The 17,451-nt window shown below is 33.6% G+C and carries 16 protein-coding genes; 14 read left to right on the top strand and 2 right to left on the bottom strand.

The features are described from left to right. The first annotated feature begins 6 nt into the window (after positions 1-6). The 9 genes from IEU88_RS07740 (at position 7) to IEU88_RS07700 (ending at position 8,992) form a co-directional block, all read left to right on the top strand. Complete coding sequence (locus IEU88_RS07740; protein WP_096810184.1) at positions 7-495, top strand: peptide deformylase; 489 nt, start codon at positions 7-9, stop codon at positions 493-495. Then, a complete protein-coding gene (fmt, locus tag IEU88_RS07735; RefSeq protein WP_103372969.1) occupies positions 488-1,420 on the top strand; it encodes a methionyl-tRNA formyltransferase in 933 nt (310 codons plus the stop codon). Before IEU88_RS07740 ends, fmt begins: the two co-directional genes overlap by 8 nt. Before the next feature lie 2 nt (positions 1,421-1,422). Further along, a complete protein-coding gene (gene rsmB, locus IEU88_RS07730) occupies positions 1,423-2,730 on the top strand; it encodes a 16S rRNA (cytosine(967)-C(5))-methyltransferase RsmB (protein WP_229719049.1) in 1,308 nt (435 codons plus the stop codon). Between the two features lie 3 nt (positions 2,731-2,733). Next, positions 2,734-3,828, top strand: a complete 1,095-nt coding sequence (gene rlmN / locus IEU88_RS07725) for a dual-specificity RNA methyltransferase RlmN (protein WP_096810176.1) — start codon at positions 2,734-2,736, stop codon at positions 3,826-3,828. Positions 3,829-3,832: 4 nt separating this feature from the next. Beyond that, complete coding sequence (locus tag IEU88_RS07720; protein WP_096810170.1) at positions 3,833-4,576, top strand: Stp1/IreP family PP2C-type Ser/Thr phosphatase; 744 nt, start codon at positions 3,833-3,835, stop codon at positions 4,574-4,576. After that, positions 4,573-6,627, top strand: coding sequence for a Stk1 family PASTA domain-containing Ser/Thr kinase (gene pknB, locus IEU88_RS07715; protein WP_096810165.1), 2,055 nt, complete (start codon positions 4,573-4,575; stop codon positions 6,625-6,627). The genes IEU88_RS07720 and pknB overlap by 4 nt, the downstream gene beginning before the upstream one ends. Before the next feature lie 203 nt (positions 6,628-6,830). Then, positions 6,831-7,706, top strand: coding sequence for a ribosome small subunit-dependent GTPase A (gene rsgA / locus IEU88_RS07710; protein ID WP_096810160.1), 876 nt, complete (start codon positions 6,831-6,833; stop codon positions 7,704-7,706). Continuing rightward, on the top strand, positions 7,707-8,351 hold the full coding sequence (rpe, locus tag IEU88_RS07705; protein WP_096810153.1) for a ribulose-phosphate 3-epimerase: 645 nt from the start codon (positions 7,707-7,709) through the stop codon (positions 8,349-8,351). A gap of 5 nt (positions 8,352-8,356) precedes the next feature. Continuing rightward, positions 8,357-8,992 carry a thiamine diphosphokinase gene (locus IEU88_RS07700; RefSeq protein WP_103372970.1) on the top strand — a complete coding sequence of 212 codons (636 nt, stop codon included), beginning with the start codon at positions 8,357-8,359 and terminating at the stop codon, positions 8,990-8,992. An 80-nt stretch (positions 8,993-9,072) separates the two neighbouring features. Here IEU88_RS07700 and rpmB read toward each other — a convergent pair whose 3' ends face one another. Continuing rightward, the gene (rpmB, locus tag IEU88_RS07695) at positions 9,073-9,261 is read right to left on the bottom strand and encodes a 50S ribosomal protein L28 (protein ID WP_002483503.1); all 189 of its coding nucleotides are present in this window, start codon (positions 9,259-9,261) and stop codon (positions 9,073-9,075) included. Positions 9,262-9,497: 236 nt separating this feature from the next. Here rpmB and IEU88_RS07690 point away from each other — a divergent pair, with 236 nt between their 5' ends. The 5 genes from IEU88_RS07690 (at position 9,498) to recG (ending at position 15,504) form a co-directional block, all read left to right on the top strand. After that, entirely contained in the window at positions 9,498-9,869 is a 372-nt protein-coding gene (locus IEU88_RS07690) for an Asp23/Gls24 family envelope stress response protein (RefSeq protein WP_096810143.1), read from the top strand. Between the two features lie 14 nt (positions 9,870-9,883). After that, a complete protein-coding gene (gene fakA, locus IEU88_RS07685) occupies positions 9,884-11,542 on the top strand; it encodes a fatty acid kinase catalytic subunit FakA (RefSeq protein WP_103372971.1) in 1,659 nt (552 codons plus the stop codon). Positions 11,543-11,908: 366 nt separating this feature from the next. Continuing rightward, positions 11,909-12,574 carry an L-serine ammonia-lyase, iron-sulfur-dependent subunit beta gene (gene sdaAB, locus IEU88_RS07680; protein ID WP_096810131.1) on the top strand — a complete coding sequence of 222 codons (666 nt, stop codon included), beginning with the start codon at positions 11,909-11,911 and terminating at the stop codon, positions 12,572-12,574. Positions 12,575-12,587: 13 nt separating this feature from the next. Then, complete coding sequence (sdaAA, locus tag IEU88_RS07675; RefSeq protein WP_096810130.1) at positions 12,588-13,457, top strand: L-serine ammonia-lyase, iron-sulfur-dependent, subunit alpha; 870 nt, start codon at positions 12,588-12,590, stop codon at positions 13,455-13,457. Position 13,458: 1 nt separating this feature from the next. Beyond that, the gene (recG, locus tag IEU88_RS07670; RefSeq protein ID WP_103372972.1) at positions 13,459-15,504 is read left to right on the top strand and encodes an ATP-dependent DNA helicase RecG; all 2,046 of its coding nucleotides are present in this window, start codon (positions 13,459-13,461) and stop codon (positions 15,502-15,504) included. 103 nt (positions 15,505-15,607) lie between these two features. Here the strand turns inward: recG and IEU88_RS07665 are convergent, their stop codons facing one another. Further along, positions 15,608-17,167 carry a M4 family metallopeptidase gene (locus IEU88_RS07665; RefSeq protein ID WP_103372973.1) on the bottom strand — a complete coding sequence of 520 codons (1,560 nt, stop codon included), beginning with the start codon at positions 17,165-17,167 and terminating at the stop codon, positions 15,608-15,610. Between the last annotated feature and the right edge of the window lie 284 nt (positions 17,168-17,451).

Here is a 17,451-nt window from a genome sequence, read left to right as displayed (position 1 = left end):
AATTAAATGACAATAAAGCAACTTGTTTCGGGAAAAAACCCAATATTACAAAAAAAGATACCCGATGTGTCATTGTTTGATGAAAGTTTAGCACAATTATTACTTGATTTAGAAGATACTCTGTATGAAGTAGAAGCATCTGCAATATGTGCACCTCAAATAGGTATTTCTCAAAAAGTAGCTATTATAGATATGGAAGCAGACGGTTTATTACAACTTATCAATCCTAGAATAATAAGTGAATCGGATAAAACAGTAACTGACTTAGAAGGCTCTGTTTCTTTACCCGGCGTGTTTGGTGAAGTAAAAAGAAGTGAAATGATTGTAATAAAAAGTAATGACAAAAATGGAAATGAAGTAGAAATGACTGCATATGATGATATTGCGCGCATGATATTGCACATGATTGACCATTTTGAAGGTAAGCTATTTACAGCACGTGCCAATAAAATTTTGAATGAGGTAGAAATGGAGGCGTATTTCGATTATGAGTAAAATTATTTTTATGGGAACACCAGAATTTTCAACAAAAGTATTAGAAATGCTAATCGCTGAACATAATGTGATAGCAGTGGTTACACAACCAGATCGACCAGTTGGTAGAAAACGCAAATTGACACCGCCGCCCGTAAAGCAAGTGGCAGTTGAACATGCAATCCCGGTTTATCAACCAGAAAAATTATCACAATCTCAAGAATTGGAAGAATTAATTGCATTAAATGCTGATTTAATCGTGACTGCAGCGTTTGGTCAATTACTGCCAGAGTCATTATTACAATCACCAAAATTAGGTGCAATCAACGTTCATGCATCACTATTACCAAAATATAGAGGCGGTGCGCCAATACACCAAGCTATCATTGATGGTGAAAAACAAACTGGTATTTCTATTATGTATATGGTTAAAAAATTAGATGCTGGGAACATCATTTCCCAACAAGCAATTGATATTGAAGTGCAAGATGACGTTGGCTCTATGCATGATAAACTTAGTTTTTTAGGTGCGGATTTATTAAAAGAAACACTACCTTCCATCATTAATGGCACAAATGATAGTATTGCCCAAAATGATGATGAAGCGACATTTGCTTCCAATATACGTCGTGAAGATGAAAAAATTGATTGGTCAATGTCTGCAGAAGCAATTTACAATCAAATTAGAGGCTTATCGCCATGGCCAGTTGCACATACAATCATGGATGGTGAAAATTTAAAAATATATGCTTCTCGCATTGAAAAAGATAAAAATGGTGAACCTGGCACAATTATAGAAACGACTAAGAAGGCTATCATCGTTGCTACTGGTTCAAATGATGCAATCGCATTAACGGATATTCAAGTTGCAGGTAAAAAAAGAATGCTTACAGCTAATTATTTAAGTGGTGTGCAAGGCACGCTCGTTGGGAAGGTATTGTCATGACAATTGAAACAAATGTTAGATTATTAGCTTTTGAAACACTACAAGATATTATCGATGATAAAGCGTATAGTAATATTATTATCAATGAAGTATTATCAAATAATGAATTAAACAGAGCAGATAAAAATTTATTTACCGAGCTTGTATATGGTACTTTAAAAAGAAAATATACACTTGATTATCTGTTGAAACCATTTCTACGGACAAAACTTAAAGGATGGGTTAGACAGCTATTGTGGATGAGTATTTATCAATATGTTTATTTAGATAAAGTACCTCAGCATGCGATTATCAATGAAGCTGTTAACATTGCAAAGTTTAAAGGTGGTCCACATAACGGGAATGTAGTGAATGGCATTTTAAGGAATTTAATGCGCAGTGAGTTACCTGATTTTAGTGAAATTAAAGATGAAAAGAAACGCATTGCGGTTCAATATAGTTTGCCTAAATGGCTCGTTGACCATTGGACGACACACTTCGGTATTGATAAAACAGAAGCAATTGCTCAATCGTTTTTAACTAAAGTTACTACTACAGTTAGAGTGAACTTAACTAGAATTACAGTTGAAGAAGCAATACAGCGTTTAGAAAATGATGGTTATACGGTGACGCAAGACGAAGATATTACGGTTTGTTTACATATTAGTGGGAAACCGATTATTGAGTCTCGAATGTTTAAAGATGGCTTAGTATCTATTCAAGATAAAAGTTCTATGTTTGTAGCAGAAATCATGAATCTTCAAGAAGGAGATTTAGTATTAGATGCTTGTAGTGCACCAGGTGGAAAAGCTTGCCATATAGCAGAAACACTTCATGGGAGTGGACACGTAGACGCTACTGATATTCATGAGCACAAAATAGATTTAATTGATTTTAATATTCGAAAATTACGATTATCTAACATTTCTGCTTTTGATCACGATGCAACCCAAAAATATGATAAAGTGTATGATAAGATTTTAGTGGATGCACCATGTAGTGGCTTAGGTGTATTGAGACACAAGCCAGAAATAAAATATGAACAGAGTCAGCAAAGTATTCAATCATTAGTAAATATGCAATTAGAGATATTGAATAATGTTAAAGAAAGTTTACGCCCAGGGGGCACATTAGTTTATTCTACGTGTACCATTGAACAGTTAGAAAATGAAAATGTTATTTATACATTTTTAAAAGAAAATAAAGATTTTGAATTTGACCTATTTGAACATCCAATCAGTGGAGAAAAGGTAAAAACTTTACAAGTACTGCCGCAGCACTTTAACTCTGATGGCTTTTTTATTACTAGGATAAAAAGAAAGGAACAATAGACGATGATTACTACAGAAAAGAAGAAGAAAAATAAATTCCTTCCTGATTTCGAAAAGCAATCAATTTATTCACTTAGATATGATGAAATGGAAAATTGGTTAAAAGTGCACGGCCAACAAAAATTTAGAGCTAAGCAAATTTTTGAATGGTTATATGAAAAACGAGTGAATAGCATTGATGAAATGACAAACTTATCTAAAGCGTTAAGAGTATTATTGGCAGATAACTTTGCAATGACAGCTATGACAACAGTAGTTAAGCAAGAGAGTCGAGACGGAACAATCAAATTTTTATTTGAATTACAAGACGGTTATACTATTGAAACCGTACTAATGAGACATGAGTACGGTAACTCTGTATGTGTCACGACTCAGGTTGGCTGTCGTATTGGTTGTACATTTTGTGCTTCTACATTAGGTGGTTTAAAGCGTAATTTAGAAGCTGGAGAAATCGTATCTCAAGTACTCACCGTTCAGAAAGCATTAGACGAAACTGGGGAACGTGTATCACAAATCGTTATTATGGGGATTGGAGAGCCATTTGAAAATTATGATGAAATGATGGATTTCTTGAAAATCGTAAATAATGATAACGGTTTAAATATTGGTGCACGCCATATCACAGTGTCAACTTCTGGTATCATACCAAGAATTTATGATTTTGCTGATGAGGATATCCAGATTAATTTTGCAGTCAGCTTACATGGTGCAAACGATGAAATTCGTTCTAGATTAATGCCTATAAATAGAGCTTATAATGTTGAAAAATTAATGGAAGCTATTACTTATTATCAGGAAAAAACGAATAGACGTATTACATTTGAATATGGATTATTTGGAGGCGTCAATGATCAAGTTGAGCATGCAAGAGAGTTAGCACACTTGATTCAAAAACTAAACTGTCATGTCAATTTAATCCCTGTAAACCATGTACCAGAAAGAAATTACGTTAAGACACCAAAAGAAGATATTTTTAAATTTGAAAAAGAATTAAATCGATTAGGCATCAACGCCACAATAAGAAGAGAACAAGGTGCTGACATTGATGCAGCATGCGGTCAATTAAGAGCTAAGGAACGAAAAGTAGAAACGAGGTAATAGTATGCTAAAAGCACAATTTTTTACTAACACAGGTCAATATCGTGATAAGAACGAAGATGCAGGTGGTGTGTTCTATAACCAAACAGAACAACAATTACTTGTACTGTGTGATGGTATGGGTGGACATTTAGCAGGAGAAGTAGCTAGTCAATTTGTGACGAACGAATTGCAACGTCGTTTTGAAGAGGAAAATTTAATTGAACCTAAACAAGCTGAAGACTGGCTAAGAACTACATTAAAAGCTATTAACCGCGAACTGTACGAAATGTCAACGGAAAATGTTGAATATCAAGGTATGGGGACGACTTGTGTGTGTGCACTTGTATTTGATGAATATGTTGTTGTAGCTAATATAGGCGATTCAAGAGGCTATTTAGTAAATAGCAGAGAGATTGAACAAGTTACAAATGATCATTCTTTCGTCAATCATTTAGTTATGTTAGGTCAAATTAGTGCTGAAGAAGCATTTAACCATCCTCAAAGAAATATTATTACAAAAGTGATGGGAACGGATAAAGTTGTTACACCAGATATTTTTGTTAAAAAAACGAATTTTTATGATTTTCTACTTCTGAATTCAGATGGACTGACAGATTTTGTAAGAAACCACATGATACAAGAAGCATTAATGCAAGAAACAGATTTAGAAACACATGGTCAAAATCTTATTGAATTGGCATTGTCTCAAGATACAAATGATAATGTGAGCATTGTTTTAGCAGAAATCGAAGGAGATAAGGTATGATTGGAAAACTAATAAGTGAACGTTATAAAGTGATTAAAAAACTTGGCGGCGGTGGCATGAGTATAGTGTATTTAGCTGATGACACCATTTTGAATCGAAAGGTAGCAATTAAAGCGATTAGAATACCTTCTGGTGAGAAAGAAGAAACGATTAAACGTTTTGAGCGTGAAGTTCATAATTTAACACAACTTTCACATAAAAATATAGTGAACGTTTTTGATGTTACTGAAAATGATGAATATTTCTTCTTAGTCATGGAATGTATAGAAGGCCCCACTTTGTCTGAATATATTCAACAACATCGTCCTTTAGATATCCAAACTGTTATCAATTTTACGGAACAAATTATAGAGGGAATAAAACATGCGCATGATACAAAGATTGTACATCGTGATATAAAACCTCAAAACATATTGATAAATAGTGATCAAACGTTAAAAATATTAGACTTCGGTATTGCAAAAGCTTTGAGTGAAACAACAATGACGCAAACTAACCATGTTTTAGGTACTGTTCAATATCTTTCTCCAGAACAAGCTCGTGGTGACTCTACAGATAATGGCACTGATATCTATTCCATAGGTGTTGTCTTATATGAAATGCTTGTAGGTCATCCCCCATTCTCTGGTGAGACGGCTGTAAGTATTGCCATAAAGCATATTCAAGATCCTATGCCTAACGTTACAGATAAACGACCAGAAGTACCACAATCGTTAAGTAATGTCGTACTTAAAGCTACAGAAAAAAATAAAGCAGAACGTTATCAATCTGTTAAAGAAATGCTAGAAGATTTATCAACGGTGTTATCACAAGAACGCATGAATGAAGCAAGATACTATTCTGTGGATGCGGATACTAAAACTGTGCCTATTAATAAAGCAGAAATTGCCAACCAATCACGCGAAGAAGATAAATCGAAAAATATGCACCAAACAATGCAAATTCCAATTGTTAACCAACAATATTTTCAAACGAATGAAGAGCAATTATATGCAGTACCTCCTAAAAAGAGGTCTAAAAAGAAAAAGTTTTTCTATGGTTTGATCATTGTGTTACTTTTATTTGGGCTTTTTGGATTTATGGCTATGGGCATGTTTGGTAATAAATATTTAGAAACACCCAATTTGATAGGCAAAACTGAAAAAGAAGCAGAAGGCATTCTAAAAGAAAATAAATTAGATTTAGGTAAAACGTCACGTGAATATAGTGATAAATATCCTGAAAATAAAATTATTAAAACAACGCCAGGTAAAGGTGAACGTTTAGAACAAAACAGCAAAGTTGATATTGTTTTATCTAAAGGCCCTAAAACAGCAGAAATGCCTAATTTATATGGATTACCTAAATCAGAAGCGTTAGATAAATTAAAAGATTTAGGAATCGATGACGCACAAGTCGATCAATCTTATACCAAACAAAATGTGTCAAAAGGTTTAATTGAAACACAAAATATCTCGCCAGGCGAAAGAGTGAAAATCAGTAATAGCAATATTAAATTGACAGAATCACTAGGTATAAAACAGATATATGTAGATGACTATGAGGACAAATCATTTAAAACTGCTAAATCTGAATTAGAATCAAAAGGGTTTAAAGTAGTGACTGTAGAAAAACGTTCAGACAAATCGGTCGATAAGGATAGCGTAATTAGCCAATCACCGAAAGATAAAGAAGTTGACGAAGGATCTACTATAGAATTTGTAGTTTCTACAGGCAAACCTGAATCCAAAGAGAAAAAAGAGGACAAAGATTCAGAGAAAAAAGAGGATGATGACTCATCAGATTCTGATAAGGATGAGAAAAAAGAAACCAAGGAATATACAGAAACATACCAAGTGTCATATACTGGTGATGATGATGAGAGTCAAGAAGTAAAGGTATATGTACGTGATAAAGATGATGAAGGAACGTCAGCTGCGCAAAGTTTCAAAATAAAAGATGACAAGACAGTCACTATTCCTATGACAATCGAAGAAGGTGAAACGGCGGGTTATACGATCCGTGTGGATGGTAAAGTCGTTGCAGATAAAGATATCCCTTACGATTTTTAGTGAATTGAAACATGTGAGCAAAAAGATTTAGCATATTAACCAACAAAAACAGAGCACTATTTCTACTGATACTGTGTAGAAATAGTGCTTTGTTATTTATTTGAAATTTTAATTTTTAACTGAATTAGTCTTAAATCGTATTTAAATTAAAAGGCCTTTGATATAATATAAAAAGTAAAGCTTAAAAAAGAAGGGGTGCCTAAGTGAAAACAGGACGCATCATAAAATCGTTAAGTGGCGTTTACCGCGTAGACGTCAGTGGAGAAATGTACGATACCAAACCACGTGGTTTATTTAGAAAAAATAAAATCTCTCCTATTGTTGGTGATGTAGTAGATTTCGATGTTGAAAATATAACAGAAGGTTATATCCAACATATTCATGAACGAAAGAATGAATTGAAAAGACCACCAGTCAGTAATGTAGACCATCTCATATTAGTGGTGAGTGCGGTAGAGCCCGATTTTTCGACTCAGTTATTAGATAGGTTTTTAGTTATTGCTCATTCTTATCATATGAGACCACGTATTTTAGTAACGAAGCGAGATATCACATCAGCTAAAATGGAAGATAATATTTTAGAATTATTAAAAGTATATGAAGATATGGGATACAAAACACAATTTATTAGCATTGATGAGGATATTAATCAAGTTTTTACACAATGGGGCGACGGTCTTGCTGTATTAAGCGGTCAATCAGGCGTTGGGAAATCAACATTATTAAACAAATACTTCCCAAATTTGAATATCGAAACACAACATATATCTAAAGCTTTAAATAGAGGTAAACACACGACAAGACATGTAGAATTATTTGAACGAAACAATGGCTATATAGCCGATACGCCAGGATTTAGTGCATTAGATTTTAATCATATTCAAAAAGAAGAAGTAAAACATTATTTTATGGAAATCAATACATATGGTGAACAATGTAAATTTAGAGATTGTAATCATATCAATGAACCCAAATGTAATGTGAAGCATGAATTAGAAAATGGTAATATAGCGCAGTTTAGATATGAACATTATTTACAAATTTTCAATGAAATTTCAAATAGAAAGGAAAGATATTAAGTGGCAAAATTATATCCTTCATTATTATCAGCAAATTTTTTACAGCTACAAGAAGAATTAAAAGCTTTAGAAAAAGCGGGCGTGGATGGTGTGCACTTTGACGTGATGGATGGACAATTTGTTCCAAATATTTCAATTGGTTTACCTATATTAGAAGCTGTAAGAAAAGGTACGCGTTTGCCAATAGATGTACATTTAATGATAGAAGAACCAGAAAAATATGTAGAACTTTTTGCAGAGCAGGGCGCAGATATGATTTCTGTACATGTTGAAGCGACACCGCATATTCATAGAGTAATTCAACAAATAAAAAATGCAAATGTGCAAGCGGGTGTAGTGATTAATCCAGGTACGCCCGTAGAGTCCATTGCGCCTGTGTTGAAAATGGTAGATTATGTACTCGTAATGACAGTTAACCCTGGTTTTGGAGGACAATCGTTTATTCAAGAAAGCTTAGACAAACTTGATCAACTTTCGAACATCAAAAAAGAACTTGATTTAACATTTGAGGTCGAAGTAGACGGTGGTATTAATGATGAAACCGTTAAATCTGTAATAGAACATGGCGCAACAATGCTGGTTGCAGGTTCCTATTTCTTCAAACAAGATGATTATCAATCAGCGACTCAGATATTGAAAGGTTGAAATCGATGAAAGTCAATTTATTATGTGGTAAACGAAATTTGCCCAAAAATATTTTACAAAAAAAAGAAGACGAAGCTTGGATAGGTATTGACCGAGGTGCATTAAATTTAATCGAATCAGGTATTATACCAACATTTGCAGTTGGCGATTTTGATTCAATCACGAAAGAGGAAAAAGCTTATTTATCAGATAAGCTCACGATTAATCCTTACGCTTCTGAAAAAGACGATACTGATTTAGCGCTAGGTATCGGCCAAGCAATTGATTGTGGTTATAATGAGATTGATATATATGGTGCAACAGGCGGCCGTTTAGATCATTTTATGGGCGCTTTACAAATACTAGAAAAACCAGCCTATACACAACAACAAATTACCATTAAAATAATCGATCACCAAAATGAAATTTCATATTTATCTACAGGTGAGCATCATATTGAACGAGATATTAATTACCCGTATATATCATTTATACCTATAATGTATCCTACAATGATTTCATTAACCAACTTTAAATATGAATTGAAGCATGCGTCCCTACAATTAGGATCAACCTTAACCATATCTAATGAGTTGATTAAGGCACAAGGGATTGTATCAATTACTAAGGGTAGTGTGCTAATGATAAAAAGTAAAGATTAATATGAAAAAAGTCATTTTAAAGAAATAAAAAAAGACCAATCCTCCACATAAGGATTGGTCTTTTTCGTGCATTATATTTATTAAACTCTAGTTACTTTACCAGATTTTAAAGCACGTGCAGAAACCCAAACTTTTTTAGGTTTTCCGTCTACAAGAATTCTAACTTTTTGAAGGTTAGCATTCCATCTTCTTTTCGAAGAATTTAAAGCGTGTGAACGATTGTTTCCAGTTGAAGCTTTACGACCTGTTACGAAACATTGTTTGCCCATGAAAGTACCTCCTTTAATAAATATAAATACACGTATCTACTACATACCTGAATAATGTACCACATATAAAAGGATATGGCAATAAAATGAAAAAAATTTCTTTACAATGCTTATGCTTTTGTTACACTCATTTTATGGTATAATTCTAAACTGTGGATAAATATTGTGTTTTTTAAATTTAAAAACGATAAGTATCAAAGCTAAAATAAGAACCATAAACTAGGAGGCCCAATAAAATGACATTAGAAATCACAAATGATTATGGTAGTATTGATATTTCGAACGAAGTAATAGCTTCAGTGGTTGGTAGTAAAGCAGTAGAATGTTATGGCATTGTTGGTATGGCTTCTAGACAACAAGTGAGAGATGGCATTGCTGAAATATTAGGCTATGAAAATTATGCAAAAGGCATTGTTGTCAGAGAAGAAAATGGCGTGTTAGATGTTGATATGTATATTATTGTCAGTTATGGTACTAAAATATCAGAAGTAGCAAGCAATGTTCAGTCAACAGTGAAATATACATTAGAACAAACATTAAAAGTAAAAATAAATTCAATTAATATATTTATACAAGGTGTGCGAGTGGATAATGGCACGAAAAACTAGGAGGACATAACGTAATGGTTAGCAAAATAAATGGTAAATTATTTGCCGAAATGATAATCCAAGGGGCACAAAATTTATCTAATCATGCAGATTTAGTAGATTCATTAAATGTATATCCAGTACCAGATGGAGATACAGGGACAAATATGAATTTAACAATGACATCTGGTAGAGAAGCAGTAGAAGAGAATTTGTCACAACATATAGGTGAACTAGGCAAAACATTCTCCAAAGGTCTGTTAATGGGAGCGAGAGGCAATTCTGGTGTTATTTTATCGCAGTTATTTAGAGGATTCAGTAAAAATTTAGAAGAGTATAATGAAATTAATACACAACAACTAGCAGACAGTTTTAAGGCTGGCGTTGAAACAGCATATAAAGCAATTATGAAACCAGTAGAAGGTACAATCTTAACAGTGGCTAGAGATGCAGCAGATGCAGGTCTAGAAAAAGCCCTAGAAACAGAAGATTGTATTGAATTAGTGACTTATATTATAGAGCAAGCTAAAATTTCTCTAGAAAATACGCCTAATTTATTACCAGTATTAAAAGAAGTTGGTGTAGTAGATAGTGGTGGTAAAGGGTTAGTAGTAGTATATGAAGGCTTTCTTAAAGCTTTAAAAGGAGAAACAATAAGTGCAGAAACACAAAAATTAGATACAGATACTTTAGTGAACGAAGCGCATGATTTCCATGGCGTTATCAATACGGAAGATATTATTTATGGATATTGTACAGAAATGATGGTCCGTTTTGGTAAAAATAAAAAATTCTTTGATGAAAATACTTTTAGAGAAGATATGAGTCAATACGGTGATTCATTATTAGTGATTAATGATGATGAAATTGTAAAAGTTCACGTACATACTGAAAAACCTGGAGATGTGTTTAATTACGGACAACAATATGGTGAATTAATTAAATTAAAAGTTGAAAATATGCGCGAACAACACCGAGAAGTTGTTAAAAAAGAACAAAAAGGACAAAATGTTGATTCAAATCAAGATATGACAACAGTAGATACTGCAGTTATCGCTATTTCTATGGGTGAAGGTATATCAGAGTTGTTTAAATCGATGGGCGCTACGCATATCATCAGTGGCGGACAGACAATGAATCCATCTACAGAAGACATTGTCAAAGTAATTGAGCAATCTCAGTGTAAACGTGCAATTATCTTGCCAAATAATAAAAATATTATGATGGCAAGTGAACAAGCTGCGACGATAGTTGAAGCAGAAGCAGTTGTGATTCCAACCAAATCGATACCTCAAGGTATTGCTGCACTATTTAACTTTGATGTAGCAGACACGTTGACAAACAATAAAAAGCGAATGATTGAATCATTAGAAATAGTCACGTCAGGCTCTGTTACATATGCTGTAAGAGACACAAAAGTGGACGGCGTTGAGATTAAAAAAGATGCATTTATGGGCTTGGTCGAAGATAAAATTATTACAAGTAATGAGGATCAGATTGAAACAGTTAAAAACTTATTAGCAGAAATGATAACGGATGAAAGTGAAATTATCACTATGATTGTTGGAGAAGATGCGCATGCTGATATCACTTCAAGCGTTGAATCGTGGATTGAAGCGACATATCCTGATATAGAAATAGACCAACATCAAGGTAATCAACCCGTTTACCAATATCTGTTTTCAGTTGAATAGCTTTAAGTGAGTCGATAAAAATAACATTTTAATCCATATACGTAATTAGATAATCATATCTAGTTGCGTATATTTTTCTTTTTGCAATACATTGTTGTCATATTTAACCTATCTTGTTGAAAAAAGTGTATAATAAATCGGTGCATTTCATTTGAAAAATTCGCTAGTAAAGATAAATGATTTTGAAACTTTACTTATATATAATTTTTGTTCAAAATGGTGTGCCATTTTGGGTAATATTAAATTAAAAGCAGCACAACCAGAATTAGTTTATTATGTTAAGTTAACTTGTTATAATAATATAGATGCCATAAAATGTAAGCGCAACACTTTAGAACAATTAAAAATAAGGGCGGGGTATAATTTATGAAATATAAAACAGTTTTCGATATCATTGGACCGACAATGGTTGGTCCATCATCGTCACATACAGCGGGTGCAGTTAGGATTGGATTAGTGGCTAGAGACTTATTCAATGAAACACCAAAACAAGTTGATATATACCTTTATGGTTCATTTATGGAAACATATAAAGGCCACGGTACCGATGTTGCTCTTGTTGGTGGTCTATTAGGTTATGATACAGATGACGATCGAATCCAAAAAAGCATAGAAACTGCTGAGGACATTGGAATGAAAGTTAATTTTATTGAAATGACAGAAGAACGTTCTCATCCCAATACTGCTATGATTAATATGCGAGATGGAGATAAAGAAATTTCTGTAGAAGGCGTATCTATCGGTGGTGGCAAAATAGAAGTTGTCGCGATTAATGGATTTAGTATTGCAATTAGTGGCAATTACCCAGCACTTTTAGTATTCCATAAAGATACATTTGGCACGATTGGTCGCGTAGCTAATATATTAGGTGATTCGAGTATCAATGTGGGGAGTATGCAAGTTTCAAGAAAAGAAAAAGGTGACCAAGCCTTGATGACTTGTGAATTAGACGATGCTATAAATGATGAAATAATAGAAAAAATTAAAAACGTCGATGGTGTAGTGACAGTCTCACTCATGGGCGACGCTTAATGGAGGGATATCAATGTTTAAAAGCGTGAAAGAGCTTATTGAAAAATGTGAGGCAGAAAATAAAAAAATCTATGAAGTGATGCTAGAGCAAGAAATGGAAGTTACAGGATTATCAGAAGATGAAATATATGCACATATGGATAAAAACTTACAAACGATGGAAAATGCTTTAGATGAAGGATTAGAAGGTGTAACATCCACGACTGGTTTAACTGGTGGGGATGCGGTATTAATTAAAGCATACTTAAAAACAGGAAAATCTTTAGCAGGGCCTACATTATTAGATGCTGTTAGTAAGGCAGTGGCAACAAATGAAGTCAATGCTGCAATGGGTAAAATTTGTGCTACACCAACGGCTGGTTCTGCAGGTGTGGTTCCAGGTGTTTTATTTGGATTAAAACCCCGTCTTGAGCCTACACGTAAAGATATGTTGAACTTCTTACTTAGCTCTGGCGCCTTTGGATTTGTAGTTGCAAATAATGCTTCTATTTCAGGCGCAGCTGGAGGTTGTCAGGCGGAAGTGGGTTCGGCAGCTGCCATGGCAGCAGGTGCAACTGTTGAACTAGCAGGTGGCACACCTCAACAATCTTCTGAAGCTTTTGCAATTTGTTTGAAAAATATGCTAGGTTTAGTATGTGATCCAGTAGCAGGTTTAGTAGAAGTACCATGTGTTAAAAGAAATGCTGCTGGCGCGTCTAATGCTATTGTATCAGCAGATATGGCGTTAGCAGGTGTAACTTCTAGAATACCTACGGATGAAGTTATTGAAGCAATGTATAAGATTGGTCAAACAATGCCTTCTGCATTACGTGAAACTGGGCGTGGCGGATTAGCAGGCACACCAACAGGGCAGCGTTTAAAACAAGAAATATTTGGTGATTAAAATGTCAAAAGTCAATTTAATAGAAAGTCCATTTCCTTTAGCTGAAATAAAAGGTTTAGGTCCAAAACGCTTATCGGTATTAAATGAATTAAATATTTATACAGTAGAGGATTTAATCTTATATTTACCAACGCGTTATGAAGATAATACTGTAGTTGACTTAAATGAGGCAGAAGATCAAGCGATGGTGACAGTTGTTGGGGAAGTTTATTCCACACCTACTGTCGCTTTTTTTGGTAGAAACAAATCTAAGTTAACTGTCCATTTAATGGTTAATAATATTGCTGTAAAATGCGTATTCTTCAATCAACCTTATTTAAAAAAGAAAATTGAGCTACATCAAACGATTACAATTAAAGGGAAATGGAATAGAAACAAACAAGAAATTAATGGGAACAGAATGTTCTTTAACCAACAAGTCATAGAGGGTGCGCAATTTGAACCTGTTTATCGCATTAAAGAAGGTATTAAACAAAAACCGCTTCGCGATATGATTCGTCAAGTGTTAGATCATGTGACTATCCATGAGTGGCTGTCTAAAACATTAAGACAGAAATATAAACTTGAAACGCTTGAAGATACAATTAAAACATTGCATATGGCACCTGACAAGAAATCATTATTAAGGGCAAGAAGAACATATGCGTTTATAGAATTATTTATGTTCGAATTAAGAATGCAATGGTTAAATCGACTCGAGAAAACATCGGATGAAGCAATTGAAATTGATTATGATATTCATTTAGTTAAAAATTTTATAGAAGATTTACCTTTTGAATTGACTGATGCCCAGAAACAAAGTGTAAATGAAATCTTTAGAGATTTAAAAGCTCCGCTTCGTATGCATCGGCTTTTACAAGGGGATGTAGGTTCAGGCAAAACAGTAGTGGCTGCTATTTGTATGTATGCATTAAAAACAGCTGGTTATCAATCTGCATTGATGGTACCTACTGAAATCCTTGCAGAGCAACATGCTGAAAGTTTAGCTGAAATATTTGGTGATCGAATGAACATTGCCTTATTAACAGGTTCAGTTAAAGGTAAAAAAAGGAAATTATTATTGGAACAACTCGAAAACAATGAAATAGATTGTATCATTGGGACACATGCGTTAATACAAGACGATGTTGTATTTAACAACGTTGGGCTTGTAATTACAGATGAACAACATCGATTTGGCGTTAACCAACGTCAACTATTGAGAGAAAAAGGCGCTATGACTAACGTATTATTTATGACTGCAACGCCTATTCCTAGAACTTTAGCAATTTCTGTATTTGGAGAAATGGATGTTTCATCAATTAAGCAATTACCGAAAGGAAGAAAACCTATTATTACGTCTTGGTCTAAGCATGAGGCGTATGAAAGTGTCTTGCACCAAATGACCGTTGAATTGCACAAAGGTAGACAAGCTTATGTGATATGCCCCTTAATAGAGAGTTCCGAACATTTGGAAGACGTACAAAATGTCGTGGCATTATTTGAATCTATGCAAGCTTATTATGGTTCAAATAAAGTAGGCTTACTTCATGGTAAATTAACTTCTGAAGAAAAAGATCATGTGATGCAACAGTTTAGTAATCATGAGATTGATATTTTAGTTTCTACTACAGTCGTTGAAGTTGGCGTTAATGTACCAAATGCAACATTTATGATGATCTACGATGCAGATCGTTTTGGGTTATCAACGTTGCATCAGTTAAGAGGTCGTGTTGGACGAAGTGAACAACAAAGTTATTGTGTATTAATTGCTTCACCAAAGACTGAAACAGGTATTGAACGCATGAATATAATGACACAAACTACAGATGGTTTTGAGTTAAGTGAGCGTGACTTAGAAATGAGAGGTCCTGGTGATTTCTTTGGTGTTAAACAAAGCGGGTTGCCAGATTTCTTGGTAGCGAATGTAGTAGAAGATTATAAAATGCTAGAAGTAGCTAGAGATGAAGCAGCAGAACTTATTCAGTCAGGTATATTTTTTGAACCTGAATATGAACGACTTAGAACATTTGTCGAGAATAATTTGCTATATACGAGTTTTGATTAAGCGTTCAATGCGCATGTAGTAAGTTCATATATTTCAAACAGCAGTGTAGAAACGCTTTAAAAGTGCTACACTGCTGTTTATTATTTAATGAAAATATATTCATTTATTTAACGCCGACATCATTCCAAGCTTGTTCAATTGCTTTTGATTCGTTACCATTCTTGCCATATAGTTCATTGGCAGCTTGTTTTAATGCTATTTTTGCATCTGTAAATTCAGCATTTGATGATAGATATTGCGTTAATGCTAAGTAGTAAATTTGTTCTGCTTTATCTTTGCCAATAGATTGGATTGTAAGATACGCAGCTTTATTTGGAATGCCACTATTAATATGTACGCCCCCGTTATCATCAGTTCCAGTATAAAATTGATTCATGTGTGCTGGTTGATCATATTTTTCTGGATTTTGTAAGCTTCTTAAAGCATCTCCATCTTGATTCGGTGTATAAACATCTTCGCCCATTAGCCAGTTATCTGGATCGATGAAATAGCCAAATACGTCTGAAAATGATTCATTTAAAGCGCCTGATTGATTTGTGTACTCTAAATTAGCAGTTTCTTCTGTTACGGCATGTGTTAATTCGTGCCCTACGATATCTTTAGCCCCTGATAGTGGATTAAATGTTTTACCATCACCATCGCCATAAATCATATATTGTCCAGTCCATGCAGCGTTATTATAATTTTTATCATAATGTACGACAGAGTTAATATTTGCGCCTTTATTGTCATAGCTTTCTCTATCGTATTTGTCTAAATAATAATCATAAACTTCGTTTGCATAAAAATGTGCGTCGACGCCTGCGCGTTGAATATCTTTGTCAAAATTATTTGAATCATGGGTGATTGGTGAAAACTGATCTGTAGTTTCATTCGCTGTTTTGGTTTCGATATGAGTATCTTTGCTTGTGTCGTTTAATGAATATTGTCCGTTGTCATTGCTTAAGTAAAGTGGAGATTTTTTATCACCATTAACGCCTGTGCCAGAACCTTCTGCTGTTGCATGTTTTATTAGGTTTTGTTTTTTTATAATCTCTCCGGTGCTCGCATCGACTTGTATCTTCCAACGTGCGGCTTTAGGAGATAAATAATTTAATTCGATATTATGTATTAATTTGCCTTTTTCACTATTAATATCTAGTTGATTTTGAGTTACAATTTTATAACCTTTTAGATTTTTAACTTCATTTTTTTGTTTACCAATTGCTTGAAAAGCTAAATTTTCAGCTTTGGATGGTGATATGTTAGCTTTGTTTTTAATGTCAATGTGCTGTCTATGGATATGCCCATTTATAAGTGAGACGTTGCCTTGTTGATTCACATGTACTTTAATGGTGCTATCGTTCGCTAATATATTATTGATTTTTGGTTTTAACTCATAATGTGAAGCGCCAGTGGTGTCAACGTTTTTATTGATTACTTTGTATTGTTTAAACGCATTTTTACTGATTGATTCATTTTTAGTTTTCTGGTTTCGATTAATGATAGATGAGGCGTTATTTTGTAAGTAATTTTCTACATCAGTATGGTTAGAAATATGTGTTGAGTCTGATGATTCCAATTGTTCTGGCACCACACTATTTGTTTCTTTTGCAAAACTAAAGGCCGAAGTAGATGTGAATAATGTAGCAGAGAGTAGCGTGCTTGTTATTGCTTTTTTCATTGTTCTTAACCCCTTTGTTATAAAATGAATAATCAATTATTTCTAATGAAATTATTTAATATATAAAATACATCTTTTTTAATTAAACATTATATTTTTATTTAATTTAACATAAAAACTTTGTGGTTTGTATGTTATTTTTGAAATTATTAAAATAAAGCTTGAAATGAAAGAACTGAGAATTGAGTAAATAGAATGATAAAAAGTAGTACGTTTTTAGTTGAGCAATTGAAATAGAAAGTGTTATGATATGTTAGGAATGTTTAAGACTTGGTACTAAAAAT

The sequence above is a fragment of the Staphylococcus nepalensis genome (genome assembly GCF_014635045.1).
GTDB lineage: Bacteria > Bacillota > Bacilli > Staphylococcales > Staphylococcaceae > Staphylococcus > Staphylococcus nepalensis.
Note: the sequence above shows the minus strand (reverse complement) of the source record. Positions and strands in the feature narration are given on the sequence as shown.

Excerpts from the sequence above, each read along its gene's own strand:
- IEU88_RS07740 (WP_096810184.1), top strand. The coding sequence starts at position 7 with ATGACAATAAAGCAACTTGTTTCGGGAAAAAACCCAATATTACAAAAA.
- fmt (WP_103372969.1), top strand. The coding sequence starts at position 488 with ATGAGTAAAATTATTTTTATGGGAACACCAGAATTTTCAACAAAAGTA.
- rlmN (WP_096810176.1), top strand. The coding sequence starts at position 2,734 with ATGATTACTACAGAAAAGAAGAAGAAAAATAAATTCCTTCCTGATTTC.
- IEU88_RS07720 (WP_096810170.1), top strand. The coding sequence starts at position 3,833 with ATGCTAAAAGCACAATTTTTTACTAACACAGGTCAATATCGTGATAAG.
- pknB (WP_096810165.1), top strand. The coding sequence starts at position 4,573 with ATGATTGGAAAACTAATAAGTGAACGTTATAAAGTGATTAAAAAACTT.
- IEU88_RS07700 (WP_103372970.1), top strand. The coding sequence starts at position 8,357 with ATGAAAGTCAATTTATTATGTGGTAAACGAAATTTGCCCAAAAATATT.
- rpmB (WP_002483503.1), bottom strand. The coding sequence starts at position 9,261 with ATGGGCAAACAATGTTTCGTAACAGGTCGTAAAGCTTCAACTGGAAAC.
- IEU88_RS07690 (WP_096810143.1), top strand. The coding sequence starts at position 9,498 with ATGACATTAGAAATCACAAATGATTATGGTAGTATTGATATTTCGAAC.
- fakA (WP_103372971.1), top strand. The coding sequence starts at position 9,884 with ATGGTTAGCAAAATAAATGGTAAATTATTTGCCGAAATGATAATCCAA.
- sdaAB (WP_096810131.1), top strand. The coding sequence starts at position 11,909 with ATGAAATATAAAACAGTTTTCGATATCATTGGACCGACAATGGTTGGT.
- sdaAA (WP_096810130.1), top strand. The coding sequence starts at position 12,588 with ATGTTTAAAAGCGTGAAAGAGCTTATTGAAAAATGTGAGGCAGAAAAT.
- recG (WP_103372972.1), top strand. The coding sequence starts at position 13,459 with ATGTCAAAAGTCAATTTAATAGAAAGTCCATTTCCTTTAGCTGAAATA.
- IEU88_RS07665 (WP_103372973.1), bottom strand. The coding sequence starts at position 17,167 with ATGAAAAAAGCAATAACAAGCACGCTACTCTCTGCTACATTATTCACA.